Source organism: Undibacterium pigrum (genome assembly GCF_003201815.1).
GTDB classification, from domain to species: domain Bacteria; phylum Pseudomonadota; class Gammaproteobacteria; order Burkholderiales; family Burkholderiaceae_D; genus Undibacterium; species Undibacterium pigrum.
In genome coordinates this window covers 53,370-79,021 of the sequence record NZ_QJKB01000008.1, presented here as the reverse complement: position 1 = coordinate 79,021, position 25,652 = coordinate 53,370, and the positions used below count along the sequence as shown (strand labels likewise).

Genomic DNA, 25,652 nt, shown 5'->3' with positions numbered 1-25,652 from the left:
GACGACAAACTTTAATAATATTCAGGAGCACAACATGAACTGCAACAAGCCTTTCCGCTTGTCGGCGATTACTATCGCCATGATGACATTATTGAGCCAGGCGCAAGCCCAGGTCGCCAGCAATCCAGATACCAATGCCGCCACTACTGCTACCGCTGCGCCAGGCAAGGCAGATGAAGTCCAGCAAGTCGTCGTGACCGGTAATGCCCGCAACGGCGGCCAGCGCAAGATTGATGCGTCTTATTCCATCACTACCGCGAATGAAGAACAACTGAAACAGGCTGCCCCGAGCAGCACCGCCGATCTGTTGAAAATAGTGCCCGGCATTTATGCCGAATCCAGTGGCGGCAATGCTGGTGCCAATATCGGTGTGCGTGGTTTCCCAATCGATGGTGATGCGCCGTTTGTGACCATACAAATGAATGGCTCGCCTTTGTTCCCGCCACCTACCCTGTCTTTCCTCGAAGGTTCATCCTTGTTCCGCATTGATGACACCATAGAACGGGTAGAAGTCTTGCGCGGTGGCCCCAGCCCTATCTTCTCGAATGGCCAGCCTGGTGCAACCATGAACTTCCTGCTCAAGAAAGGGCGCGATGTGGCAGAAGGTAGTTTGCGTGCTACCGTGGGCACGGGCAATCTGCGCCGTATTGATGGCTATTATAGCGGCAAGATTGCCGATGGCTGGTATGGCAGCATAGGTGGCTTTTACCGCGTAGCACAAGGCGTGCGTGACGGGCAATATCCGGCAGACCAAGGCGGGCAAATCACTACCAGCGTCACCAGAAAGCTGGACCAGGGCGAGCTGACTTTTTATGCGCGTACCGTCAATGACAAAAATACTTTCTATACTGGGGTACCGCTGATCTCTGCCAGCTCTGCAGGTGGCAAGCCAACTGCTTTTCCTGGTTTTGATCCTTTGACTGGTTCGCTGTACAGCAATGAATTACGCAATGTCGCACTGGAAGTCGGCCCTGGCCAGGTATTGAATAAAGACCTGGCAAATGGCCGCGGCTTGCAAGCCAATCTGTTTGGTGTGGATTTTTCGCAAAGCATCAATGGCTGGAATATCAGTAACAAGCTCAATCATTTTTCTGGCGATGCCCCTACCCTGGCAATCTTCACCGGCAATAGCCCTGTGAGTATGTCCAGTTATATCAATAGCGCCATCTCGTCTGCCAATGGCCAGGCCAATGTAGTAGCTGCGGCAGGTGGCAAGCAGGCTGTCTCGGGTACGGCAACTTATCTGAATGGTGGCGCTGCGGTGGCGGGCGACCAGCAAGTAATGTCAGCCGGTATCTGGTCGGTAGAAAAGAAACTGAGTTCTTTCACTGATGAATTGCGCATCAGCAAAGAGATCGTCAAAGACCATACCTTTACCGCTGGTCTGTATTACGCTGACTACTCATCCAAGGACATGTGGTATCTGGGCAATAGCGTGTTGATGACAGCAACAGCAAATGCCCGCCCTATCAATGTACAGTTGAATAATGGCGTAATAGTCAGCGGTAATGGCCATGATGGCGCATCCTTTTATACCTTGAATGAAAATTTCTCGGCACAGAACACGGCGTTTTACCTGGCGGATGAGTGGAAGATCAATGACCGTATCCGCGTTGATGCAGGTGTACGCACCGAGAACCGTCGCTTGAATGGCGTTATCTCAAATCCAAAGTCAGTGGATCTGGACAATAATCCGCTAACACTGTACAACAACAGCGCCTCGGTACTGAGCGGCAGCAATACCCCAGTCGACCGGTCTGACAATGAAGTGTCTTATACACTCGGTGGCAATTACAAGGTGTCAGAAAATTTCAGCTTGTTTGCACGCCTTAATTCCGGCTTTGCCCTGCCACAGTTCGACACCATACGCGACAATGGCGTGAATGCACCTGTGACCAAGGTCAAGCAATATGAGATAGGTTTGAAGAGCGTGTCAGAATACTTCAGCGCTTATCTGACTTTCTTCCACAATACTTTCACTGGCCTGCCCTTCCAGCAGTTTTTGGCAGATGGTCGCAATGTGAATGCGATAGGTGGCTCCAGTGGTTCTGGTCTGGAATTTGAAGTGGCAGCACGTCCTGTCAAGAATTTCCAGATTTCACTCAGCGGCGCTTACCAGAAATCCAAGTATGAAAACTATGGTACCAATACTGGCAATGAAGTGAAGCGCCAGCCTAAATTGCAGTTCCGTCTGTCACCCAGCTACCGCATCCCCTTCGACAATGGCGACATTAAATTGTATGGTACTTACACGCATGTTGATGCACGCTTTGCTGATGCAGAAAACCAGCAATCATTGCCCAAGTATTACACGCTTGATGCCGGCATTTTGGTAGGCCTGGGTGACAATCTGGAATTCCGTCTGGTTGGCACCAATCTGACCAATCAACTGGGTCTGACTGAAGGAAATTCTCGTGTCATAGGCAGTGGCAGCAGCGTAGTTTTTGCCCGCCCTATTTTTGGCCGCGCGATTGAGGCGTCTGTACTGTATCGCTTTTAATTTCTTTCCAAAAATTGTTATGCGTGGTCCCGAGTAATCAGGACCACGTTTTTAATATAGAAAAATCATCTTGGACTAAGGTCAAAGCTTCATTTCTTCAGTGATTTTATCGTAGGCATCTAAAAGACGACGTTCAACTCCACAGTTATCCAGCAGTTTGATGAACTCAATCAAATGCACAAAAAAAAGTTTCAGCCGAACTTCTCGAAAATCTTTGCCATTGTTTTCCAACTCCATCAAGAAGTTAAGTATTACTGGCATCCACCTTTTTATGGCATTACGATTTGATGACTCTATATTCTCGCAGTAAGTTCCGTACCCCATTACCGTCCTGGACGTACCATGCACCACTATGAGTACCTCACCAATAGCTCTTAACTCTTCACGAAAAATTAATGTATCTCTCCATTTTTCCCAATCTTTCGCCTGATTGAGTTGCCCATCAGCTAAATCACCACGCAATAATTCCACAACCGATTCTAATTTTTCTGCTTTTTCATTGCGCTCTGGATGCATGAAAGTCAACTCTTGACGATAGAGTTCAAGCCATGCAAGGAATGCAGCAAAACGATAGACAGTGCTCATTAATTTATATCGTTGAAAGTAAGCATCATTAATACTATTTACCAATTGTTTTTCTGGCCTTGAAGTTAACACTTTCTCTTTCAGATATACGGTCGGGTAATGCTTTAATACTTCACTGACCCTGGAGGCTAATTCTTTAGCAGACAAAAGCAAGGGGTCACGAAATTTTTGATAAAGCTGCTCAAGGGCTTTTTTTTGTTTCCACTGCTCGAATGAGCGTTGAAGAAAATATTCTTTTATGAATATTCCTAATAGCGCACCTAAAGTAGCAATCACTGTCCCAACGACCGAAAGCTGTAGCCAAAATTTAAGATCAATATCAAAGGTCATTTTGATTTTCCGATTTCCAGATTACGGCAAAACCCAGGCACGCACAGTGAGATTATCGATAACATTCATTACCTTATCCACTGTTTTCAATTCAGGATATCGACCGTAGAAAACGGTCGATATCCTTATGTGACCTCACTCCTTGCCAGGATTTCGCAAGGAACGGCTTAATTGCGTAAAGTGCGGCAAACTTTCCGATTGTGGTAGAGATTTTTTTTCTGTCATTACGGCAGCCATGACAGGCATCGTTTCCAGTATCTCTGGAGTTTCTGCCGCCAAAGGTGCGTGCCCTTCCAGGAAGCGGTACAACAGGCTACGCTGCCCTTTTGTCAGGTCCCGGGTCACCGGCATGAACAAATAACTTTCAAACGCCGCAGGATCGGTCAGGCGATGCAAGATGGAGGCGTAGCTGCGTATCTGTGCCGGATTGGCGAGATCAAGCCAGTTATCCATGCAGGGTGCCATGGCATTCCAGTTGATGAGTACATGTTTGTAGACATTGTCCCAGGTCGCTGGCAAGGCAGCGATAGCAGCATCGGCAGGACGCACACGTATATAGGCATAGGTGTAGATCTGGGTACTCAGGCCGTCTGCGGGTGCAGGCATGTTTTTTCCGGCAACGGGCACATAGGCATATACCTGGCCTTTGCTGGCATCGGCCTTGAGGCGCAAGCCACCCTCACCATCAGTCTGCAGGTTTTGCGTCGCGGTTACCGTGCCACCATCTGCCGACATCTGGAATAGCGTTACATCGCTGGTCTGGAACAGTGGTTTGCCATGCTTATACATCTGGAATTTAACCGAGCTTGCCGGGCCCTGGTCCAGATACAGATTGGGTGTGCGCGGTATCAGACGCAAAGGCGCTTCAGCCAGCAATACTTTGCCGTCTGCAGTGCGCAACTCCCAGTCCGCCTGCTCAGCCTCGCTGGCGTGATTGATATTGAAGCTGACGATGCCTGAGCCAGCCTCATAGGCAGCACGATCGTATTGATTGTAGTTGAGACTGCCCAGCAAATATTCTTTCTTGTTTTTCTTGTCGACAGCATACAGTTGCAACGTACCCCAGTCATATTTTTTAAGATCAGCGCCAGTTTCGCTGACGCTATTGGATAAATCCAGGCTGACCTGGGTTTTATTCAAGCGGGCGTGTGCAGTTGCAAACAATGGCTTTGCCGCAGGTTGCGGCGGCAACAGGGCACGGTCGCCAGGTTCATGCATGGGCTCACCTTTGCGCCAGACACCGATAGTGCCGACTATCATGCTGCGCGCAGGATTAGGCTGGAAGCCCCCTGCCATCAGTTTGTCATATAGTAATTTCGACTGTGCGGCAGCAGGACCAGGGACCTTGTTACTTAATGTAGGATCATCAAAATAAACCGTACGATAAGCATTGAAACTGATGACTAGGCCCTGCGCATCGGGCTCTTGCAAGGCAAGCTGCAAAGCCGCCAGGGCGACGCTTTTGTGGCCGTCGATTTTCAGGCCAGCGGTGGCGAAAGAGGTTTGCCAGTTCACTGAAGCGCCACCGGCAGTAAAACCAAAAGAGTTACGTGAGAAATTGATGTAACGCGCGGTAAATCGTTCATTGCGCGGTGCCACGATGCGGCAGCCACCATCAATGCCAAAGTTGATGGCATCAAAAAACAACTGCGAGGTGCAGGCACCATATGGTTCCAGATCAATCAACATGGCGTTCAGGTTACAGGGTGCGCCACAGAGCTTGTCTGTCGTCACCAGACCATGACCCAGATCAACGGATGAGACGAAAGCATCAAAGAACTTGACCCTGTGCGTGCCATGCGGATTCCAGTTGCCATCTGTTTTTACTGCCTCTATCGCACTCTGGCGAAACTGCTTCATCGTCTCTGGCGGTGTCAATACAGTTTGCGATTTATCTTCGTTATAAAATTCAGGGTAATTATTGGTAACGATGGGGTCCCAGGAAATTTGTCCCTTGAAATGAATGCGCGGTATTTGCAGGATACTCATGCTGTTTTCTCCCGTTTCAGATTTTCTTGTAGATGAAGGCTGGCCCGGCAACTTTGTGCTTGTCTGCCAGCGGCGTTTGCAGGGCGTGGATGGCAGCCATGCGCAAATCAAACATCTTGCGCACTGCTATCCCCAATTGCGCCGCATTGCCATTCAATGCCAGATTGAGTGAATCAACCATGGCGCTATAGGCGATGGTGCAGGCAGCCTGTGCCTCTCTGGCTGCGGCCGGTTCTTTTGAAAAATCATGCAATTGCGGATCTGCGATAGCTGGATAGACCTTGCCCCAGTCCACACCCAAAGGCCCGCCCCAGGAAAACCCTTGTTTGGAATCACTGCTGGTCAAGACCTGGTTACGGAAAATTTCTTCAAAGCGGTAGTAATGCGAGAGCTCCTTGCTGAAGTCCAGCGGGTCGTCGCGGGTTCCCTCACCTTCTGAGACGATCACCTGTATGGCCTTGTGCGCATCGGCATAATTATTGACGGCGAATAACTGGCCGGGGAAGAATTGCTTGTCTTCAATCTGGTTGCGGCCCGCCTGCCAGGCCGTAGCGGGCAAAGTTTTCAGGTAAGCATCCAGGGCTTCATAAAACTGGCCTATGGTGACTGCCTTGACTGTGGCCGCTTCCAGCATTTTGAGTTGCGGGAAGACGATGGGTTCTACCGGCATTTCTATATTCATGCCCTGCTGCATGGCTGGCTTGCCGAAGGGAAGTATATGCAGGGTCAGGACCTTGCCGTCATGCCCTATGTCACCGGGCAAGGGGCCGGGGTAAACAGGTGGGTTGAGCCTGGGACTGCCACCGAGAGCATTGAGGATATTCGCTGCCAGGCACAGATGTATCATTTCCTGATGGGTGATGGATTGCAGGCGCGCCATCGCAGGCAGATTGCTATTTGGCAGTATCGTCAACTGCGCATACAAATACGGCGGCAAGGTGCCAAATTCTACATTCATGGCGGTTTCCAGCATGGCCCGCGCCTGGGCCACGCTGGTGAGAGGAGGTAGTTTTAAAAGTATCATGCCTGCTCCTTGCTGACACTGCAAAGAGCGACAGGAATATGCTTGTTCATATGAGTTTTCTCCTGTTGACTGAAGAAGCTATGATGAAAATGAAATGCCGGATGGCAGTCCACGGGCTTGCCCTGCGCAGCATATGGACGCTGCAGGCAATACTAAAATTTGTTTTATTGAAAGATTTTATCTACTTGCAGGTGGCAAGGATTTCAGAAATGATTAACAATTTTACTTTACTATATGCTAATTTATTTGAAAGGATTATTTTGCCAAATTTGCATTAAAGAGACATTTATCTGGCTTTGCAGGAGTGAGTAAAGACAAGCTGCATACAGCTATATTTAAAGATAAATACTGAATGGGAAAAGTATGCAGGCAGAGCTATCATGCCGCTCATTGCAGGACGACATGATTTCCCTTTGGGAGTGCGTATTTCTGCTGAAGTCAGCAATGAGACAATCAGGCAGTCAGGCTATCAGGGCCTGCACTTTTTCGATCTCGTCAAACAGGAAGAAATGGCCACCTGAGAAAACATGCACTTCAGGTTCGTGTACGAAACAATCACGCCAGGCCTGGCAGTTGGCCAGGGCTATCCTGTCGTCCTTGCCCAGCAAGATGCGCACTGGTACATCGTGCTCACGCAGGCTACCATCGACATAGGCTTCTGCCGCGCCCACGTCGGCACGCAAAATGGGTTCAAACAATTCCATCAATTGTGGTTCGGCCAGCACTTCTGCAGATATGCCGCCCATATCTGCGACCCAAGCCATGAATTCCTTATGGGGCAATTCTGCATGATGCTGTAAAACCCGGCTATGTGGTGCAGCAGCACCTGAGAGCACCAGCCTCTGCGGCAAGCTGGCACCGAGTTCATGCAGCCTGTCGAGCATGGACAGTGCAATGTAAGCTCCCATGCTATGTCCAAACAAGACATAAGGGCTGCCGGCAGTAGCACGCAAAGTTGGCTCCAGCAAGGCTGTTACCATCCCGGGTATGCTGTGCATCAGAGGATAGCGCATATTGCTGCCATGCCCAGGGGGATCAAAAGTCAGCCACTCATGCGCATGCTCACGCGATAGCCTGGCATAACTATAAGTGCTGCCACCGGCAAATGGATAAGCGATAATCTTCAATATGGTTTTCCTTTGACACAAATTAATTTTAAAACGACTATAACCCAAGCATGCCCGAACAAAGTAAAAAACTGGCTTGTATCATGCAGCCTCAAATCTGGACAGCCAGGCTGAGCGATCTGCGTGAATACAGACAGGAATTATTGACGCTGCTAAACAGTGCCGAACATACACGCTGCGCCCGTTATCTGCAACAGGATGACAGGGACAGATATCTGGGCGGACGTGCCCTGACAAAGCTTGCAACAGCAAAATTGACAGGCTTGCAGCCAGCAGATGTCAGCATCGTCGTGGCGGCCTCTGGCAAGCCAGCTATCGGCCTCGCCAGGGCAGACATCAAGCTGCCAGCCATCAGCATTTCACATGCCGGAGAACTGGTCGTGGTGGCGTTGGCGCACGACGCTGATATTGGTGTCGACGTGGAATTATTACACCATGATGTCAATCTCGATGAGTTGATGGGTGTCGTATGCAGCGCCAGGGAAATTGCAGAAATCAATAAGCCGGGACAGAAACAGAACCAAAAAAGCCGGACGCAGAAATTCTATGAATTCTGGGTATTGAAAGAAGCCTACCTGAAAGCTACCGGAGACGGCTTGTCAGCCGATGCACGTCGCCTTGTGTTCAGCGTTGATAATGTATCGACAGTGAGCTTGTTGCAGAGTCTGGATAAGCAGCCTGCTCATGCATGGGATTTTTTTCTCAAGCTGTATGACCAGCAACATGTGCTTGCACTGGCGAGCAGGAGAATAGCGTATGAACAGTCAGATCAAAGTAGACACGAACCAGCACACTGCATACCTGTTTTTATGGATGCCTTGTCTTTGTTCAGGGAATATTGTTCAGGGAGAGCGAGCGGATAACAACTGATACTGATACCCACATCAGGCACATAGCTCAAATGAGCCATGTGCTCTTGGAGGCTGCTGCAAAATTAACCTGGCGTTGTTGCTCCGCCTTGTCGTACTAAAGTACTGTCTGCGGCGGGGGCGCCTAGCCGGGGGCGCCTAGCCATCTTAATTTTGCAACAGCCTCTTTTAAAATTTACTTCTTGATGCTCAGGACGATGGAACCAGTCCAATTAGCTCCGCCGTTTTCAACGAGGATGCTCAGTACATTAGTAATCTCTGTCCATTCCATAGAGATTTTTGCGCCGCCGATGTCAACGCCGTCAGATTTCAGAGTGCCGTTTGGGTCAGACAGCAGTTTGGTACGGTATGCAGGATCTTGTGCCGATTTTGCGATTGCAGATGCTAATTGGTCGTATAAATGTGCCATTTTTCTTACCCCTAGTTTACGTGGTTCAACGAAGATGATATCGGAATGAAACGAAACTCTCAGCTACCAAAAATTCAAATTTTTATCTCAAACTTCAAGCTCAAATTTTAAGCAGCGAGGGCTATACTACACTTGCGAATAAATGATGTCTAGCACTTAACAAATTCAAAAAAATATTATCGTTTTTGCGTTGTTAAAAGTACGACCTGAAGCAAATTTACGTCTAGAATATGCTGCATAGCACCCACAAACTTTCCTGTCAGGAACATTATGCCGAACATAAAAACCTTTACTCCTGCTGGCCGTCTCGACAGCAATAATTCTGCTGCATTTGAGAAAGAAATTCTCGCGGCTATCGATGCTGGCGAAGTACACATACTTATCGATTTTTCTGAGCTAGCCTATATCAGCAGTGCAGGTCTGCGCGTCATCTTATTGACCGCCAAGAAAACCAAGGCAGCCAGCGGCAAGCTGGTACTCTGCAGCCTGAATGATTCTATCAATGAAGTATTTTTGGTCAGCGGCTTCAATGCCATACTGGACATACAGGCAAACAAGGATGCAGCACTGGCACGCTTCTGAATTCATCAAACTGTCATCAAAAGCCCTCGCACTTGCGAGGGCTTTTTTACTTACAGGCACACAGACTGATTATGCATCTGCGGCTTCCATGATGGCCTGCGTCCACTCGGCTGCGCGCTCATAGGCGGTTGTCGTCACTGCTTCCTTGAGTTTGGGATCAGCATCCATCAGCTCCATAAATTGCTGTCTATCAAGGCTGATGCAGGTACTGTCCACCACCGCACGTACAGACCAGGTACGCGGTACTGGGCGTATCAGTGCCATCTCACCGAAATAGTCACCATCATCCAGCATACCCAGCGGTGTTTCTTTATCGCCTTCCAGCTTCACATAATTTTCCAGCTTGCCACGGGCGACGATGTAGAATTTGCTGCCTGGCTCACCCTCTTCAAACACAGGCTTGCCAGCAGCAAAAGATTCTGACACCAGCGACTTCGAGAGTTTTTGCAAGACTTCATCCGAGCATTCAGACAGGAAAGGGATGCCGCGCAGGCGTTCGACAGAAACACTGGCCTTGCCATCGTCGGTAATCGTGAAGCCGCTTTGCTTGCGCCACAGCATGGCATAGCGGCCATCTTTGGCCAGCAGTTCTTCATGCGTACCCGACTCCATCACCAGACCTTTTTCCATGACGATGATGAGGTCGTAATTGGTGATATGGGTAAAGCGGTGCGTGACAGATACTACGGTCCAGTCAGCAGAGATGGCATCCAGCGTCGCGCCTATCTCGGCTTCAGTATGAGCATCAAGTGCTGAAGTAGCTTCATCCAGGAAAAGTATGCGTGGATTGCGCAATAGCGCACGGGCTATGGCGATACGCTGGCGCTGCCCGCCAGACAGGCTGCCGCCCTGGCTGCCGACTACGCTTTGGTAGCCATTGGGGAAAGTCTCTATCAAATCATGGATGCCAGCATCCTTGGCGGCGGCGACAATTTCTTCATCTGTTGCATCCAGCCTGCCCATGCGTATGTTTTCTGCGATGCTGGTATCGAACAAGGCAGTGTTTTGCAAGACTACACTGGTCTGAGCACGCAGAGATGCCTCGGTGCCATCGCGCAAATCCACATTGTCGAGCAGGATCTTGCCCTTATTGGGATCGTACAATCGCATCAGCAAAGACAATACTGTCGATTTGCCTGAACCTGAGCCACCGACGATGGCAACCGTCTTGCCCGCCGGGATTTCTATATCAACGCCACGCAGGATGGGATGATCAGCCTGATAGGCAAATTCCACACCTTGCAGTTTCAGGTTTTCCTGTATCGCTGGCAGTGCTGTGGCTGTGGGGCTATCGGGCAATGCTGGCTGCGCGCCCAGCAGTTTTTGTATGCGCGAATAACTGTTCATGCCCTGTACCAGCAGCGGAATGGCCTGGGTCAGGTTATCGGTTGCACCACCGATATTGAGCAACAAGCCTATGAAGGCTATCAGCAAACCGGTGGTCAGAAAACCCATGACAGCCAGGATGGCACCGACACCCAGCACACCTATCTGCAAGAAACCGGCAGCCACGTTGGTAGAGCGGCCTATCATGGACGTGAAAAAATTCGCCCTGAAATCATCTTCCTGCAAACGCGTCAACCTGTCACCGAATTGTTGCTCACGGTATTTGCTGAGATTAAAGGTGCGTATGGTCAAATGATTCAGCAAATTCTCTTGCACCAGGCCAGCATTGCCGGATTGCAGATCGTCACGCGAGCGGCCAAACTTGCGCGCACGCGGGCCAAATGGCTTGGGGGCAAAGGCGATCATGGGCATGAGTACCAGCGCCACCATGGCCAGCCGCCATTCGATGACGAATAACAGAACCAGGCTGGTGACGATAGTGACCAGGCGCATGCAAAAGCTGGGCAAGCCGCGCACCAGGGCAGTTTCTATCGCCATCACATCAGGGCCAAAGCAGGCAACGATGTCGCCTTGCGGTGTCTTGCTGAAAAAATCGGTGGATTGCTTTTGAAGGTTGGCGAACATCCTTTCCTGCAAACTCTTGGAAATGCGGGAACCTATTGTGGCCGTACCAAAGTCCTGCATCAGGCCAGCACCAGCATTGAGCAGAAAACCCACAGCCAGTATACCCAGCAGCATTGCCAGCAGAGGCATATCCTTGTTGACAATGGCCTTATCGAAGATATAGCGGTAGCTTAAGGGCATGAGCAGATTAAAGCCTATCTGCACCAGCAAGGCCAGCGCCACCAGGCTGGCCAGCAGGCGGTAAGTAAAGGCAAGTCCCAGTGCCTGGCCGATGAAGCCCCAGAAACTGGTTTTATGCTCGCCGTCTGCGGATTTGCTGTTTTCTTTTTTGGGTGCTGCCGTTTGATCGCTCATGCTTGCTCCGGTTTAATATACCCATGCCGACTGGCGTGCTGCCTTGAAGTTTTTGTCAATGCGCTATCAATGTCGCTATGTATGCACTTAATAGATGTATCGTCGGATAATCCCAGACGATGGTTGATTCAATTTCTATACCGAGCAAATCATCAAGTTCAACAATCAGGTCCATAACATTGACTGAATCCAGGCCCAGGCTGTTGAAGGGCATGTCGGGGTCTATGTCATTTTCGGCCTGTCCCATCAACTGAGCTACCCGCCTGATGAGCCAGTCTTCCAGCTGTTCTGCATTCCATGATTTTGCTGCCAGTTTTTCTGTCATTGTTATTCCTGAATAAAAGGCTTAATCCTTGCTGCGGAATTCTGCTGATGCTGTGCGTGATCTGATGCTTTCAGGCAATTCAGAAAATGCCCTGCGATTCTGGCCATAGCTGGTCTTGCCACTGGTAGTCTTGCTGATACCCATGGGGCCTACAAAACGCAGATGCGTAATCGCAATTTCTGCCGGTGCTACCGACAGCCTGATCTGGCTGGCGAGTTTTTCGAGTTCTGCACTCAGCGTCTGCTCAGCCGCGTCTGCAAACCAGCTACGTGCGGTGCGTGCCAACTCACAGATGACGATAATGCTTTCATTTTTTGCGCTCGCATCATCATAAGAAAAAACAGCGACATCCTCAATCCCAGTGACTGCATTCTGTATCAATGCTTCCACATCATGAGGATATATATTGCGGCCATTCACAATCATTAACTCTTTGCTGCGCCCGGTCACATACAGTTGCCCATCGACAATGGCACCGATATCACCCGTCACCAGATAACGCGACAGAGGCTGGTCAGCAAGTTGCGCATGAAAAGTCAGCTGGCTTTGCTCAGGATTATTGAAGTAAGTCTCAGGCACGCTGGGGCCGGTGATCCAGATTTCACCTATCTTGCCATCGGCCAGCCTGAGTTTGCTGAGCGGGTCGGCAATGGCTATGCGTTCAGGGTCGGCATGACCGCTGGCGACCAGTTGACGGCTGTCTTCTTCGTTCAGCGGCGCGCCTAGATTGCCCTGCTCCAGACCCAGTACTGAAACAGGACGTATGACCGGATCATGGTTGCCGGTGGCAAACAGTGTGGTTTCAGCCAGACCATAGCAGGTCAGCATATTGGTATTGGAATAGCCTGCCTGGGCAAAACGTTGCTCGAATTTTTGCAGGGTGATGGCGCGTATGGGTTCAGCACCATTGTAAGCAGTCTTCCAGGCATGCAAGCCCAGGCCTGCGATATCTGCATCTGTCACCCGATCAGTGCATAACTGATAGGCAAAATTGGGGCCACCAGACATGACTTTGTGGTTTGAATCTTGTGCCGATATCAATTGCAACCAGCGCACCGGGCGTTTGATAAAGGCTGACGGTGCCATGCTGACACCGGGTATGCCACCGTATAGCGGCGTCAGTAAACCACCTATCAGGCCCATGTCATGATAATGCGGCAGCCAGTTGACCATGACAAACTCAGGGTCAACTTTAAAATCTTTTTGTATCAGCGTCAGGTTGGCGGCAAGGTTTGCATGGCTGACCAATACACCTTTGGGTAAGCTGCTGGAGCCCGAAGTATATTGGATGAAGGCATAGTCCTGGGCCTTGCGTCCTGCCATGCCCCTGCCCTCGCCCAATACTTTCAACTGTATGGTGCTGAGTATATGTATGCCTTCCAGAGCCGGGCTGGAGGCAAACACATCCTGCAATCGCAACACTTCGCTTTCGCTGCTCAACAACATCGTCGTACCGCAATTGCTGATGATGGCTTCGAGTATATGCGCCTCGCGTCCGCGTCTGGGCATGGCGATGGGGATGGCGATGACGCCTGCAATCTGACAAGCAAGGAAAGCCAGTATGAAATCCAGCCCTGGTGAAAATGCCAGTATCATCATGCGCGGCCTGTCATCAGGCCAGCTCAGTTGCAAGAGGCCGCGGGCGATGTCTTCACTGGCAGCATACAATTCCTGACGACTCAGATGCTCGGCCAAATCTTGCGAACGCTCAGGCACCCAGGACATGGCTGCTGCATGCGCATCACTATCGAGGTCAGCACGGATTTTTTCTAGCAGGCTCAGTGTCATGGCTTCAAATCAGCTTCCAGTTGAAATAATTCAGCCAGTGCGACTATGGCTGCACGCTTGGGTTCTTCGAGATGCCACATGTGATAGATGATGATATTGTCTGTCTCGTAGCGCTCCTGTATCGCGAGTAGCTGGTCGCGGCAGGATGCCGGTGTGCCACAGATATTGACGCGCATGGTGCTGCCTATCCAGCTTTCTAGCTGCTGCTTTTGAGACTGTGCAATCTCTTCGGTGTCAGCACAGACGCAGCTCAGGGCGATGGCGATTTTCGCCTTGTCTGTACTGCCCTGATATTCATCATACTGGCGTTGATAGGCAGCAGTGATGGCAGCATCCTGCGTACTGGCGCGGTGAAATAAGGAGTAGGCATAGCTGGCTGCCGACTTTGCTGCCAGTTCTGCCGTGCCAAAGCCTGAACCCATGATCCACAATGGTGGCCTTTCAGCAAAGCATGGGGTAGCGGCATGGGCAAAGCGATGCCCTTCAGGGAAATCACCATCGAGATAGCGTTTCAGATCTGCCAGTTTGCTGGCAAACTGTTTGGTAATGACAGCAGGAGGCTCATCAGAACCTGCCAATGCTGCCAGGGCGACAGGATCAGCAGGTACGCCACCGCAAACGCCTAGCACGACACGTCCGCCTGACAAGGCAGATAAGCCACGATAATTTTCAGCCACGGCCAGCGGGCTATATAGCGGCAGTAATACTGCAGCAGAGCCCAGCCCTATACGCTGCGTGGCTTGTGCCAGCGCAGCCAGCATCATTTCTGGTGCAGCCCAGGAGAAATGAGATTCGTGGTGTTCGGCCAGCCACAGGCGCTCATAACCTAGCTGGTCGGCCAGCTTCGCCATCCTGAAGGTTTGCGCCAGCACATCTGCACCATTCTGGCCGGGGGCGATGATGCCCAGGTCTAGCAAGGATAAGCTCAAGCTACTCATGCTGCCGCCTTTGCAGTGATTGTAGATGGATCAGGATCGACCGCGCTATAGGTGTTCCAGAACAACACGCGCCGCCCTTGCAGGGTGGACTTGCGGAACATCGCCAGGGTCTTGGAAATATAGGTAGTCTCAGTGCGGAAGTTACTGGCTTCTGCCACTTCTTTCGCTGCTTCGTCGGCATCGGCATTGCTTTGCCCATAACCTGGCGCGGCAAAGTCATCGACCCAGAGTATTTCGCCAAACTGTGGCTCTTTGGTATAACCAGCCTGGCGCAACAGGGCCAGGGTTTTCATCGCCAGCTTTTTCATCTTGCCCGGTCCTGTAATCATCATGGGCACCATGCGCACCGCCACCACACGTATCGGCAAACCTGCCATCGCCAGGCCCAGCCAGACACCAGATGCGGTGGCGCAAGTTCCGGTGGGGACGACGATGTCATCTATCATCGGTAGCTCACCACTTTTGATGGCGGCCGCAATTTCCAGAGCACCTTCGATAACGCCCAGCACGCCTATGGGATGATGCGAGCCTGGCGGTATCCAGTAAGGGCGTTGCCCCTGATGGCGACGATAACGTATGCGCAGGAAAGCCATGGGCACATCAAGGAAGCGTTCACAGCGCAGCAATTCCATACCCAGTGCTGGCAGCAGGCGCTTGTTCAAGCCGGCCTCATGCACATTTGGTTGCGGTGTCAGCAAGGCGCGCGCATGCAGGCCATGGATACGTGCAAAGGTGGCTGTCGCCAATACCTGATGACTGCCCAGTGGCCCCATGGTTGCGACACTGGTCGCGCCTTTGGCTATCGCATCGCCAAAGAAATATTCGAGGTTCCGGACCTTGCTGCCGCCATAGATGGGTGAGCTGAGATCATCGCGTTTTATCCATAGTTCTTGCAGATTCCAGCGTGCTGCCAGGCTGGTTTCATGGCTGATGGGGGTCGGCCTCTCTACCAGGTCTACGGGTTTATACATCGCATCCAGGCCGGGCACCATGGCGGTAAGCAGTCGCGCTGTCATCACGCATGCTCCGCCGGGTTGAGCATGGCCGGGCTCAAATATTGAAACTCTTCCGCCAGTGCGCTGAAACAACTAATCTCGCTGCGATCCAGATAGGCTTGCAGGCGTGGTTCCAGGTCAGGATAGCTGCGCAGTCTTTGCAAGAGCGCAGGCACGACTCTTTGCAGGCAAGCCAGCATCAGTAGAGAAGGATTGCGGTATTCCGCTTCTACATCAGCCACCGGCCCCAGCATGAAGTGGCGCACGGTTTTACTGAGGTCAGCAAAGGCAGCCATGAGCATTTCCATGAAAGCGGCATCGCTCCTGACTTCAGACATGGGGATAATAGAACCCAGATCGACAAAGCCACCATCAATGACGGCGTTTTGCATTTCCAGGCAATGGCCTATGCCTATATGTTCTGTGCGGCCAGGCAAGAAACCCAGTGCCAGCATGCGGGCAACCAGGTCTATCCAGCGATCGACCACCTGTTCTGGTGTCAGGCCATAAGCCGCAGTCAGGCTGGCCAGTCTTTGCAGCCAGGGTGTGGTGCCGAGTTTTTTCAATTCCACAGGCAAGTGGGCAACCCGCAAAGGCAGACTGGGGTAGTGATAGATGATCGCCGCCAGGCCATCTGCGGATGAGGTTTCGACTATGCGCATCGCACGTTCTGACAGCAGGCTACGCATGGCAGTGAGATGACTGTCGCGTGCGGACGTGGGCCACTGTATTACCAGCAAGGGTGTAGGTATGCAGGCAAGATTTCCAAAACGTTTTAAATGCGTTTGCTGCAACATGCAGGCAGCTTTCGCATCTTCCACTGCTTCAAAAGCACTGATGGCCAGCGGGATTTTTTGTTCAACCAGGGCAAAATGCTCAGCCGCAGAAAATAGCGACTTACCGCGCACGGGATAATCAATGCGGAATTGCGCCAATACCGCCAGATGCCGGTCACGGTCATGCGCATATACTTCCGTCCCCTTGTGCGCCAACACACCTGCGCCGGTATCCTGGTAAAAAGCCCGCAAGTGGCGATAAGGTCGCTGGTACTCGCCCGACTGAAAAGGATTGATGCCATGCGCACAGGGCATCTCCTGGCGCAAAGCTGCCAGCCGCGTATCAAGGTCGGGCAAAATGGCTGACAGGGCTGCATGCAGATCAGTTGCTTCTGTCGTCACATCCCACAAAACCCGTTCTACTTTGTGGGCAGTAATGCTTGCTTGCTCCGTCATCACGTCCCTCATCATGTAGTTACTCCAGGCTTGCGCAATTCTTTCAGTCTTTGCAAACCACTCTTGCGCAAATCACGTTTTGCCGCTTCCTGGCGTTCTGCACCATCGAGTGACAGCATGCTGGCCAGGCTGGCATAGCTGATGCTGGCGTCTGCAGCAACCTGGCCCAGCACGGCGATAAATTCACGTTGCATGCTTTGTGCAGTTGCTACGGTAAATAACTCGGTACTGAATTCCAGTGTGGCACGCAATTGTGGCTCATCAATGACAGTCAGCAGCAAATCGTATTTCGCCGTATCGGTATGTAAATCGACTGCCTGTATCTGGAAGTGCTTGTTATCCAACTGCGCCAGCGGTGCATTTTGCAAGACGAACTTGTGCTGAAACAGCGGCATGCCTCCCGCATCGCGTGGCGGGTTCAGCTCTTGCACCAGCAAGTCAAATGGCAGGTGCTGGTTAAAGTATGCCTGCAGGCTGGTTTGCCTGACCTTGCCCAGCATATCGGCAAAGCTGTGGCAATCAGCAAAATTGCTGCGCAAGACCAGTTGATTAACGAAGAAGCCCTGGATTTTTTCAGCCAGCGGATGGTCCCTACCTGCTATATCGCTGCCAACGACGATATCCTCCTGGCCAGATCTATGGCGCAGGACGACATGAAAGGCCGTCAGCAAGAGCATGAACAGGGTAGCTGAATGCTGGCGTGCGACACGGCGCAAATCATCGGATAGCTTGGGATCAAGCCCAAAGCTGATGCGTGCGCCAGCGTGGTTGCTGTTTGCCGGACGAGGGAAATCAGCAGGCAGGTTCAGGCGTGGCAAGGCAGCCAGTTGCTGCTTCCAGTATTGCATTTCCTTATCCAGATATTGTGCCTGCGCTTGCTGTTCCCACCAGTGGCTGAAGTCGGCATATTGCAATGCGGGTTCTGCAAATGCCTGAGAGTTGTTTACTTCAGCGGCATAGGCCTGCAAGAGTTCTTGTGCAAACAGGGCAATCGCCCAGCCATCTGTAGCGATGTGGTGTATCAGTATCAGCACATAGGCTTGCCGGTCGCCATTGAGCAAGAGGCTCAGGCGTACCGGTCTTTCATTTTCCAGATCGAAGGGCTGGCTGGCCAGTTGTTTGAGCCTGGCATTGATCTGTGTTACATCCAGGTTTTCTTTAGCGATATCTTCAACATGAATTGCCAGCTCAGCCTCATCAGCCACAGCCTGCATGACAGCACCCTGCCCTTGCTTTTGTATGCGCAAATTGAGTATCTCATGGCGCGCCACCACTTGCTGTACCGCCCGCTGGAAAGCAGCCTGGTCCAGATTGCCATCCAGCCGTGCAGCCAGTGCGACATTGTAGTTGGCACTGGCTGGCTCCATCTGGTGCAAAAACCACAAGCGCGATTGCGCACGTGACAAAGGCAAACCCTGAGCGCGATTCAATGTGGGTAAAGCCGCAGCCTCTACTTGCGCATGGCCACTCAATAATTCGCGTACCGCTGCAGCCAGGGTTTGCAGCGTAGAGTATTCAAATATCAGGCGCAAAGGCAGGTCCACTGAGAAGGCTGCCCGCAGTCTTGCCATAACGGCGGTTGCCCGCAATGAATGTCCGCCCAGGGCGAAGAAATCATCCGTGCCATGCACGCCTGGCACGGACAATACTTCTGACCATGCTGCTGCAATAATGTCCTGCACCGCATCAGCACCCGACTGCTGTGCCGCATCTTCATTGCCCTTGCGCTCAGGCAATGGCAGGTTTTTCCTGTCGACCTTGCCATTGACTGACACAGGCACACTGTCTAGCTGTAAGAAATGGGCGGGCAGCATACTGGCTGGCAGTTGCGCTTGCAAGTGCAGGCGTAATTCCTCTGCCCCAAGGTTCTGGCCGGGATGCAGGACGTAATAGGCAATCAATTCCTTGTCGGACTTACCCGAGGCCGGGCCGCCATCATTATGGTCATGCACTATACAAATCGCATCGCGTATCGCTGCATGCCTGCCCATGGCGATTTCTATCTCACCCAGCTCTATGCGAAAGCCGCGTATCTTGACCTGGTTGTCAAGACGGCCAAGAAATTCCATCACACCATCAGCATAAAACCGGGCACGGTCACCAGTTTTGTACATGCGTGCATTCTGCGCATCTGGTTTGGCATGGGGATCGTGCAGAAAGCGTTCGGCGGTCAGCTCAGGCTGGCCCACATAGCCGTCTGCCAGGCAGTCACCGCCTATATACAAGTCGCCGGGCAAGCCCACAGGCATAGGCTGCAAGTCCGCATCAAGTATGTAGTAACGGGCATTCTGTATCGGTCTGCCATAAGGAACGCTGACCCAGTCTGGCTGTAGCTCTCCAACGATGTGGTAATTCGACCAGATCGTCGCTTCAGTCGCACCACCAAGGGCAACCACGCAGACGCCGGGGAAAGCTGCTTTCATGCGGTCTGGCAATGCCAGCGGTATCCAGTCACCACTGAGAAAGATCAGGCGCAGCCTGGAAGTGTCTGATCTTTGCGGTAATAATGATTCCAGTTGCCACAAAGCTGCCGGTGCAGAATCCCAGAAGCTGATATTTTCTGATTCTATTATTTTCAGCAAACGCTCAGGGTCTGCAATCTCGGCTTCACTCGCTATCCTGACGATACCGCCTGCGGCCAATATGCCAAAGATGTCATACACCGACAAATCAAATGCTGGTGAAGTGACGAACAGGAGCTTATCCTGCGCGCCTATGTCAAATGTGTGGTTCACCCACTCTACGAGGTTGATGGCTTTTTGATGCAAGACCAGCACACCCTTGGGCTTGCCGGTAGAACCGGATGTAAAGATGACATAAGCCGGGTCTTGCGGACGCGCCTGATTTTGCAAGGCTGCGACTGGCAAGGCTGTGGTCTGATCTACACAGACGAGTTGCAATTGTCGCTCATTTGCCAGCGCCTGCGTGCTCTCCATCAGACTGCTGACCGTCAATATGCAACGCACTGGCAGACTATCAAAAATCGCCATGACTCGGGCGGCAGGCAGTTGCGGTTCTATCGGTACGTAGTGATGGCCGCTGGCGACGACTGCCAGCAAGGCAATCAACATTTCGCGGTCACGCGTGAGCCTGACCGCGACTGGTGAATTCGCATCCAATCCCAGGGCATTGATGGCATGTACCACCTGGCTGACCCTGTCTTGCAAACTCGCATAGCTCATGCTGCCTTGTGCATCGATGAGGGCTGTTGCATCCGGTGTACGAGCTACCTGGTCCACGAAGATGCTCGCCAGCGTGGCCTTGGTGTCATAAGCGCAGGCAGTGTCATTCCATTGCTGTAATTGCTGCTCACGCTGCCCTCTTGTCAGCAAATGCAAATCCCTGACAGCTTGTTCACCACTGGCATGGGCCAGTTGTTGTAACAAGAAGCGGTATTGATACAGCATGGCTTGCGCTGTTGCAGGCTCTATACGCTCAGTGTCTGCCAGCAGGCGCAAATGCAAGCCATCGTCTTTAGGTTCGACGATCAGGGTCAGTGGATAATTCGATTCTTCCTGCAAATGGTAATCGATGATGCTGGCATTACCCAGTTGATTACCCTGCACCGCCAGCGGGTAGTTTTCATAGACGACGATAGTGTCAAACAGCGCCTGACCTGAAGGTAGCTCGCTCCATTCAGCAATGCGACTGAGGCTGCTGTGTTCATGTTCACGCGATGCCACCAGGTGTCTGTGTACATCATTCAGCAGGTTGGCAATGCTATGTTCTACGCCATGCTTGACGCGTAGCGGGATGGTGTTGATGAACAACCCTACCATCTGCTCTACCCCATCCAGTTCAGCAGGACGGCCAGATGTGGTGACACCAAACAACACATCCTTGCTGTCTGCATATCGTGACAAGAGCAAACCCCAGCAAGCCATGATGGCGCTGACGGTGGTGACGCCAGTTTTTTGTGACAGGGTTGATAATGCACTAAAGTCATCAGCAGCCAGCAGGCTTTCAAAAGCCAGGACTTTTGCAACCATTCCAGTACTGCGTTTCAACACCGGCAAACTGGTCGCCTGCTCAAAGCCCCGCAAGGCATGACGCCAATAATCTTGTGCCGCCAGGTTATCGCGCTTGCCCAGCCACTGCAAAAAGTCAGTATAGGGGCGCTCTGCTGGCAGGCTGACTGCCTTGCCCTGCAATAAATCTGCATACTGTTGGGCTACTGCAGCCAGCACCAGGCCAGATGCCCAGCCATCGAGTATCAGGTGATGATGGCTCCAGACCATTTCCCATTCATGTTCAGCCCAGCGTAATATGCTGACGCGCATCAGCGGCGCGTTATCCAGTGCAAAGCCTTGCTGACTGTCAGACTGCAAAAATTGCTGGCGCAAGGCTTCATGCTCTTGCTTTGGTGAGTGGCTGTAATCGACGACTTTGAATGGCAGGACGATCGCAGCCTGCAATTGCTGGCGCGGCTGATCCCCTGTCCACAGGAAACGCATGCGCAAGGCGCAGTGATGGGCGATGACGGTTTCCCAGGCTTGCTGTAATTTTGCAGTATCGAGTTCGCCGTGCAGGCGCACCTGCAATTGCTGGAAATAAGCAGCGCTGGCCGGTTCACGTAAATGGTGAAACAACATGCCTTGTTGCATGGCCGTCAGGGGGAAAACCATTTCCATATTTGTTCCAGCCCTCATCAATGTTTACGGTAGCAAAAACAAGCTTTTCATTTCTATCTACAGGCCCAGCATGGGCATAAGTATCTGCCGCCCGAGCCCATGCAATCTTTCGACTTCTTTTAACTCCTGATCCAGGGCTACTACTACCGCATTGACTCTCGGTGTCTCCATCATCGACATATGGTCGCCGACGATATCGCGCACTTTGACAAAGCAGAGTTTGTCCCAGCCCAGATGCTTTTCTTCCGAGTTGTAGTGCACTGCAGCTTCACGTATCGCTTCCGGCAAAGCCTCTGTGGCTTTCATGAGCAGGGTGCGGCGCGGCAGAGGGCCAGCGGCATAGCGGCCTATGACAGTCACATTTTTTTCAAATACATGGAACAGCCTGGCGATTTCTTTTTCATCGGCATGTGGTGGTACGTAATCAGCTTCGCGCGCCAGTTCCAGCAGACGCTGTAATGCAGTATCAAAAGACAGACCAGATAAATCAGGACAGGCGATATCTGCCTTGTGCGCAATCAGGCGCGAGATGGAGCGCAACAAGCGTTCACGCGGCGGCGCAGATTCAGCCAGTGGCGCAACCTGGCTGTCTATCAGACACAGGAAGGCAATTTCATAACCGCGCGCCAGGGCCTGCCTTGCCATTTCATAAGCAATGATGCCACCCGAGGACCAGCCTGCCAGCAGATAACGCTGGTCCTTGACCAGCGGGGCGATCTTGTCCAGATACAGGCTGGCCAGTTCTTCCACGCTTTCATAAGTCGCTCCCCCCATGAGGCCAGGGTCTTGCAGGGCGATGACTGGCCTGTCTGTCGTCAAACCACTGGCGAGGTCGCGATAACACAAGACACTACCACCAGTGGGGTGTACCAGTACGATAGGTGTATGCTGAGCATTACCTGCACGTATGGGTATCACGACAGGGTCAAGTTGCAGGCTTTCATTGCGCAAAAGTTCTGCCTGGGCAGCAATGGTGGGCGCAGAGAATAGCGAAGTTAGTGGCAGCCTGTATGCAAATTCTTTTTCTATCTCAGCCATCAGACGCACGGCTAGCAAGGAATGTCCACCGAGATCAAAGAAATTGCTAGTGATGCCGACCTGGGATACATGCAGGACGCTTTCCCAGATACGTTCCAGGCGCATTTCCAGCGTGTCGCGTGGGGCCTGCGAGATGGCGGTATTCGATGGCCGCAGTTTAAGCAAGGCCTTGTTATCGACCTTGCCATTGGGCATGAAAGGGAAGGCATCAATCGGTATCAGCCAGTTTGGCAACATATAGTCAGGCAGCGCAGAGGCCAATTTCTCCTTGATACTGGCGACGGTCAGGCTCGCCCCTGGCTTGAGCGTATAGAAGCACAATAACTGGTCTATGTTTGCAACATCCCTGTCCACAACCACGGCAGCCATCAACACCCCGGCCTGTGCAGCAACAATAGCTTCTATCTCGCCCAGTTCTATGCGATAACCGCGCAGCTTGACTTGCCGGTCTGCACGGCCAAAGCAATCAAGCTTGCCGTCCATGCGCCAGGCACCAAGGTCGCCCGTGCGGTACATGCGTGCGCCACTTACAAATGGATCGCTGACGAAACGCTCTGCCGTCAAGGCATCACGCTGATAATAGCCTTGCGCCAGGCTGGCACCTGCCACATACAATTCACCACACACGCCAATTGGCTGCACTTGCAGGTATTCGTCGAGCACATAGATGCGGGTATTGTCTATGGGCTTGCCGATGGCAACCACCACGTCATCCATGCTGACTTTTTCATAAACGACTTGCACTGTGGCTTCGGTAGGGCCATACAGGTTGATGCACTCTGCACCGTCTGGCAAGGCCGCCAGCACCTGGTGCGCCAGTTCAGCATCCAGCACTTCACCACCACAACACAGGCGGCGCAGACGCAGGCATTTGGCAAATTCCGGCTGCCCTACCATCATGCGCAACATGCTGGGCACGAGTTGCAGCACGCTGATATCAAAATCCTGCAGGGTCTGCAACAGGGCTTCCGGGTCTCTTTCGACACCGGGTGCGGCCAGTACCAGTCTCGCGCCTGCCATCATTGGGGCAAATACTTCCCAGACTGATGCATCGAAGCTGATGGCCGTTTTTTGCAATACCGCATCATCTGCATCCAGCGGCAAATCCCTGAGCATCCATTGCATGTGATTGGCAAGTGCGCCATGTGTTACGGCGACGGCCTTGGGCTGGCCGGTCGAACCCGAGGTATAAATCAGATAGGCGAGGTCACTGGTTCGCAAGACAGGAAATTTCGGGGAAGCTCCATCTTCAAGCGCTGGCAAGGTATCAACCGTGATCAGCTTTATTTTTTCCAGCAAACCTGCAAAAGCAGTCTGCTGTTTGAATTGGGTAGCAATAGCCGCGCTGGCCAGCAATACACTGACGCCACTGTCTTGCAGCATGAAGGCAATGCGCTCTTCTGGATATGCCGTATCGAGCGGCAGGTAAGCTGCGCCTGCCACCTGTATCGCCAGCAGGCTGGCTATCATATCCACACTACGGTCGAGCAATACTGCCACCACCCTGGCCCTGGCTTCGTCTTGCTGTCTGGCCAGCAATACATGTTGCGCCAGTTCTGCTATGCGGTGCAAACAAGCCTGGCCACTCAATTGAGTCAGCGGGCTTTGTATGAATATCTGTTCGGGGTGCTTTGCCAGGCAAGCAAGAATATCTTGCACTGGTGCCTGCCATGGTTCTGCTGGCAGCACTGATGGACCGGCAAAATCATGCATGATCTGCTGTCGCTCATTGGGACCTAGCAGTGTCAATTGATCTATCTGTGCCTCAGGACTGGCGACTATGGATGCCAGCAGGGTCAGCAATTCTTCTTCCAGATTGTGCATGCAGGCAGAGTCGCAGACTGCCATATCGTAATCAACATACAGTTGCAACTGGCCTGTTGCGTCTGCATACACTGACAATACTAGCAGGCATTCATCTGTCCAGGCGAAAGGTGCATCTGCTGTTATCAGCTTGCCTGGTTTCGCCTGTTGCCAGCAAAAACCTGCCGCCAGGCCCTGTTTGCTATCCAGCGGTGCGATATAGTCTTGCAGTGCGCAGACTTCATCAATGGCAGTGCTGCATGTCTTCAGCAATGTCATGAAGCTGGCTTGTGGTGCAATGACAGTATGCAATGGGATAAAGCGTGCCATAGGCCCCATGGCCGTCGCCATTTCTTCATAGGCTCGACCATTGGCCTGATAGGCCACGGCAGGTGACTGCGGATTTAATCTGTATAACAATACTGCCCAGGCGAGATAAAGCAAATGCGCGACTGGCAACTGGTTTTTGTCAGCCAGGGCACTGAGTGCGTCGGACAAGTCTGCGGTCAATGCCAGATGCTGGCGCTTGACATAGACTGTGGTCTGGCGTTGCCTGCGCATGAACGGCCAGTCTGGCAGATTGCCTGCCACCAGACTGTTTGTCGCATCCCAGACTGGCAACTGCACGTCCTGCGGTTCTGCCAGCATATCGTGCTGCCATTGCGCCAGGCTGGTAAAAGGCAGGTCTTCTTCATCTGCTTTTATATTACCAGGCGCGGCGCGCCAAGCTGCGTCCGCAAGTTTTTCTTCGACTTCTGTCAATATCAGCAAAGCCGTCTGCGCATCGGCACACAGTGCGGACAGACCTAGCCGGTAATGACTGTCATCCAGTTTTTGCAGACAGGCGCGCTGGTCTTCGTGGATGGCTGCCAGCTGTGGTGGCGCTATTTGCGTAGGTAGTAGTGTTTCAGCGGATGCCTGCACAGGTAACTGCATGCCGGGCAATACCCCAAATTCCATGCGCAAGATTTCATGCCTGGCCAGTACATGATCAAAGGCGCGGCACAATAGTGCTTCATCCACGCCAGCGCAATGAAAGTCAACGCCGACCAGATAAGTCTGCTGACCATCTCTTTGCGCCAGTTGCCACAGCCTTTGCTGGACCGGTGACAATGAAAAACCGCTTTTTAATTTGCCGCTCACTTGCGCATCCCTGGTTTTA

At 52.1% G+C, this 25,652-nt stretch carries 16 protein-coding genes; 3 read left to right on the top strand and 13 right to left on the bottom strand.

Annotation, left to right across the window (positions count from 1 at the left end; genetic code table 11):
* The first annotated feature begins 34 nt into the window (after positions 1–34).
* Positions 35–2,500 carry a TonB-dependent receptor gene (locus DFR42_RS20810; RefSeq protein ID WP_110256969.1) on the top strand — a complete coding sequence of 822 codons (2,466 nt, stop codon included), beginning with the start codon at positions 35–37 and terminating at the stop codon, positions 2,498–2,500.
* An 81-nt stretch (positions 2,501–2,581) separates the two neighbouring features.
* Here the strand turns inward: DFR42_RS20810 and DFR42_RS20805 are convergent, their stop codons facing one another.
* The 4 genes from DFR42_RS20805 to DFR42_RS20785 form a co-directional block, all read right to left on the bottom strand.
* Positions 2,582–3,415 carry a hypothetical protein gene (locus tag DFR42_RS20805; protein WP_110256968.1) on the bottom strand — a complete coding sequence of 278 codons (834 nt, stop codon included), beginning with the start codon at positions 3,413–3,415 and terminating at the stop codon, positions 2,582–2,584.
* Positions 3,416–3,550: 135 nt separating this feature from the next.
* Positions 3,551–5,404 (bottom strand): hypothetical protein, encoded by a 1,854-nt coding sequence (locus tag DFR42_RS20800; RefSeq protein WP_110256967.1) that lies wholly within the window; start codon positions 5,402–5,404, stop codon positions 3,551–3,553.
* A gap of 16 nt (positions 5,405–5,420) precedes the next feature.
* On the bottom strand, positions 5,421–6,428 hold the full coding sequence (locus tag DFR42_RS20795) for a ferritin-like domain-containing protein (RefSeq protein ID WP_110256966.1): 1,008 nt from the start codon (positions 6,426–6,428) through the stop codon (positions 5,421–5,423).
* A 461-nt stretch (positions 6,429–6,889) separates the two neighbouring features.
* Positions 6,890–7,555 carry a thioesterase II family protein gene (locus DFR42_RS20785; RefSeq protein WP_170133614.1) on the bottom strand — a complete coding sequence of 222 codons (666 nt, stop codon included), beginning with the start codon at positions 7,553–7,555 and terminating at the stop codon, positions 6,890–6,892.
* 50 nt (positions 7,556–7,605) lie between these two features.
* Between DFR42_RS20785 and DFR42_RS20780 the strand changes: the two genes are divergently transcribed.
* Positions 7,606–8,418 carry a 4'-phosphopantetheinyl transferase family protein gene (locus DFR42_RS20780; RefSeq protein WP_110256963.1) on the top strand — a complete coding sequence of 271 codons (813 nt, stop codon included), beginning with the start codon at positions 7,606–7,608 and terminating at the stop codon, positions 8,416–8,418.
* A gap of 181 nt (positions 8,419–8,599) precedes the next feature.
* Here DFR42_RS20780 and DFR42_RS20775 read toward each other — a convergent pair whose 3' ends face one another.
* Positions 8,600–8,833 (bottom strand): hypothetical protein, encoded by a 234-nt coding sequence (locus DFR42_RS20775; protein WP_110256962.1) that lies wholly within the window; start codon positions 8,831–8,833, stop codon positions 8,600–8,602.
* 270 nt (positions 8,834–9,103) lie between these two features.
* On the opposite strand from DFR42_RS20775, the gene DFR42_RS20770 reads away from it, so the two are divergent.
* Positions 9,104–9,415, top strand: coding sequence for an STAS domain-containing protein (locus tag DFR42_RS20770; RefSeq protein WP_110256961.1), 312 nt, complete (start codon positions 9,104–9,106; stop codon positions 9,413–9,415).
* 69 nt (positions 9,416–9,484) lie between these two features.
* Here DFR42_RS20770 and DFR42_RS20765 read toward each other — a convergent pair whose 3' ends face one another.
* The 8 genes from DFR42_RS20765 to DFR42_RS20730 are packed head-to-tail and all read right to left on the bottom strand — an operon-like array spanning position 9,485 to position 25,633.
* A complete protein-coding gene (locus DFR42_RS20765; protein ID WP_110256960.1) occupies positions 9,485–11,740 on the bottom strand; it encodes an ABC transporter transmembrane domain-containing protein in 2,256 nt (751 codons plus the stop codon).
* Positions 11,741–11,795: 55 nt separating this feature from the next.
* On the bottom strand, positions 11,796–12,065 hold the full coding sequence (locus DFR42_RS20760) for an acyl carrier protein (protein ID WP_110256959.1): 270 nt from the start codon (positions 12,063–12,065) through the stop codon (positions 11,796–11,798).
* Positions 12,066–12,086: 21 nt separating this feature from the next.
* On the bottom strand, positions 12,087–13,853 hold the full coding sequence (locus DFR42_RS20755) for a fatty acyl-AMP ligase (protein WP_110256958.1): 1,767 nt from the start codon (positions 13,851–13,853) through the stop codon (positions 12,087–12,089).
* Positions 13,850–14,791 carry an MsnO8 family LLM class oxidoreductase gene (locus DFR42_RS20750; RefSeq protein WP_110256957.1) on the bottom strand — a complete coding sequence of 314 codons (942 nt, stop codon included), beginning with the start codon at positions 14,789–14,791 and terminating at the stop codon, positions 13,850–13,852. The genes DFR42_RS20755 and DFR42_RS20750 overlap by 4 nt, the downstream gene beginning before the upstream one ends.
* Entirely contained in the window at positions 14,788–15,807 is a 1,020-nt protein-coding gene (locus DFR42_RS20745) for a 1-aminocyclopropane-1-carboxylate deaminase/D-cysteine desulfhydrase (protein ID WP_110256956.1), read from the bottom strand. The genes DFR42_RS20750 and DFR42_RS20745 overlap by 4 nt, the downstream gene beginning before the upstream one ends.
* Positions 15,807–17,018 (bottom strand): hypothetical protein, encoded by a 1,212-nt coding sequence (locus tag DFR42_RS20740; protein ID WP_170133613.1) that lies wholly within the window; start codon positions 17,016–17,018, stop codon positions 15,807–15,809. Before DFR42_RS20740 ends, DFR42_RS20745 begins: the two co-directional genes overlap by 1 nt.
* An 11-nt stretch (positions 17,019–17,029) precedes the next feature.
* On the bottom strand, positions 17,030–21,649 hold the full coding sequence (locus DFR42_RS20735) for a non-ribosomal peptide synthetase (protein ID WP_170133612.1): 4,620 nt from the start codon (positions 21,647–21,649) through the stop codon (positions 17,030–17,032).
* Positions 21,650–21,706: 57 nt separating this feature from the next.
* On the bottom strand, positions 21,707–25,633 hold the full coding sequence (locus DFR42_RS20730; protein WP_110256953.1) for a non-ribosomal peptide synthetase: 3,927 nt from the start codon (positions 25,631–25,633) through the stop codon (positions 21,707–21,709).
* Between the last annotated feature and the right edge of the window lie 19 nt (positions 25,634–25,652).

Coding starts and splice junctions, on each gene's coding strand:
- DFR42_RS20810 (WP_110256969.1), top strand. CDS start 35: ATGAACTGCAACAAGCCTTTCCGCTTGTCGGCGATTACTATCGCCATG.
- DFR42_RS20805 (WP_110256968.1), bottom strand. CDS start 3,415: ATGACCTTTGATATTGATCTTAAATTTTGGCTACAGCTTTCGGTCGTT.
- DFR42_RS20800 (WP_110256967.1), bottom strand. CDS start 5,404: ATGAGTATCCTGCAAATACCGCGCATTCATTTCAAGGGACAAATTTCC.
- DFR42_RS20795 (WP_110256966.1), bottom strand. CDS start 6,428: ATGATACTTTTAAAACTACCTCCTCTCACCAGCGTGGCCCAGGCGCGG.
- DFR42_RS20780 (WP_110256963.1), top strand. CDS start 7,606: ATGCCCGAACAAAGTAAAAAACTGGCTTGTATCATGCAGCCTCAAATC.
- DFR42_RS20775 (WP_110256962.1), bottom strand. CDS start 8,833: ATGGCACATTTATACGACCAATTAGCATCTGCAATCGCAAAATCGGCA.
- DFR42_RS20770 (WP_110256961.1), top strand. CDS start 9,104: ATGCCGAACATAAAAACCTTTACTCCTGCTGGCCGTCTCGACAGCAAT.
- DFR42_RS20765 (WP_110256960.1), bottom strand. CDS start 11,740: ATGAGCGATCAAACGGCAGCACCCAAAAAAGAAAACAGCAAATCCGCA.
- DFR42_RS20760 (WP_110256959.1), bottom strand. CDS start 12,065: ATGACAGAAAAACTGGCAGCAAAATCATGGAATGCAGAACAGCTGGAA.
- DFR42_RS20755 (WP_110256958.1), bottom strand. CDS start 13,853: ATGACACTGAGCCTGCTAGAAAAAATCCGTGCTGACCTCGATAGTGAT.
- DFR42_RS20750 (WP_110256957.1), bottom strand. CDS start 14,791: ATGAGTAGCTTGAGCTTATCCTTGCTAGACCTGGGCATCATCGCCCCC.
- DFR42_RS20745 (WP_110256956.1), bottom strand. CDS start 15,807: ATGACAGCGCGACTGCTTACCGCCATGGTGCCCGGCCTGGATGCGATG.
- DFR42_RS20740 (WP_170133613.1), bottom strand. CDS start 17,018: ATGACGGAGCAAGCAAGCATTACTGCCCACAAAGTAGAACGGGTTTTG.
- DFR42_RS20735 (WP_170133612.1), bottom strand. CDS start 21,649: ATGGAAATGGTTTTCCCCCTGACGGCCATGCAACAAGGCATGTTGTTT.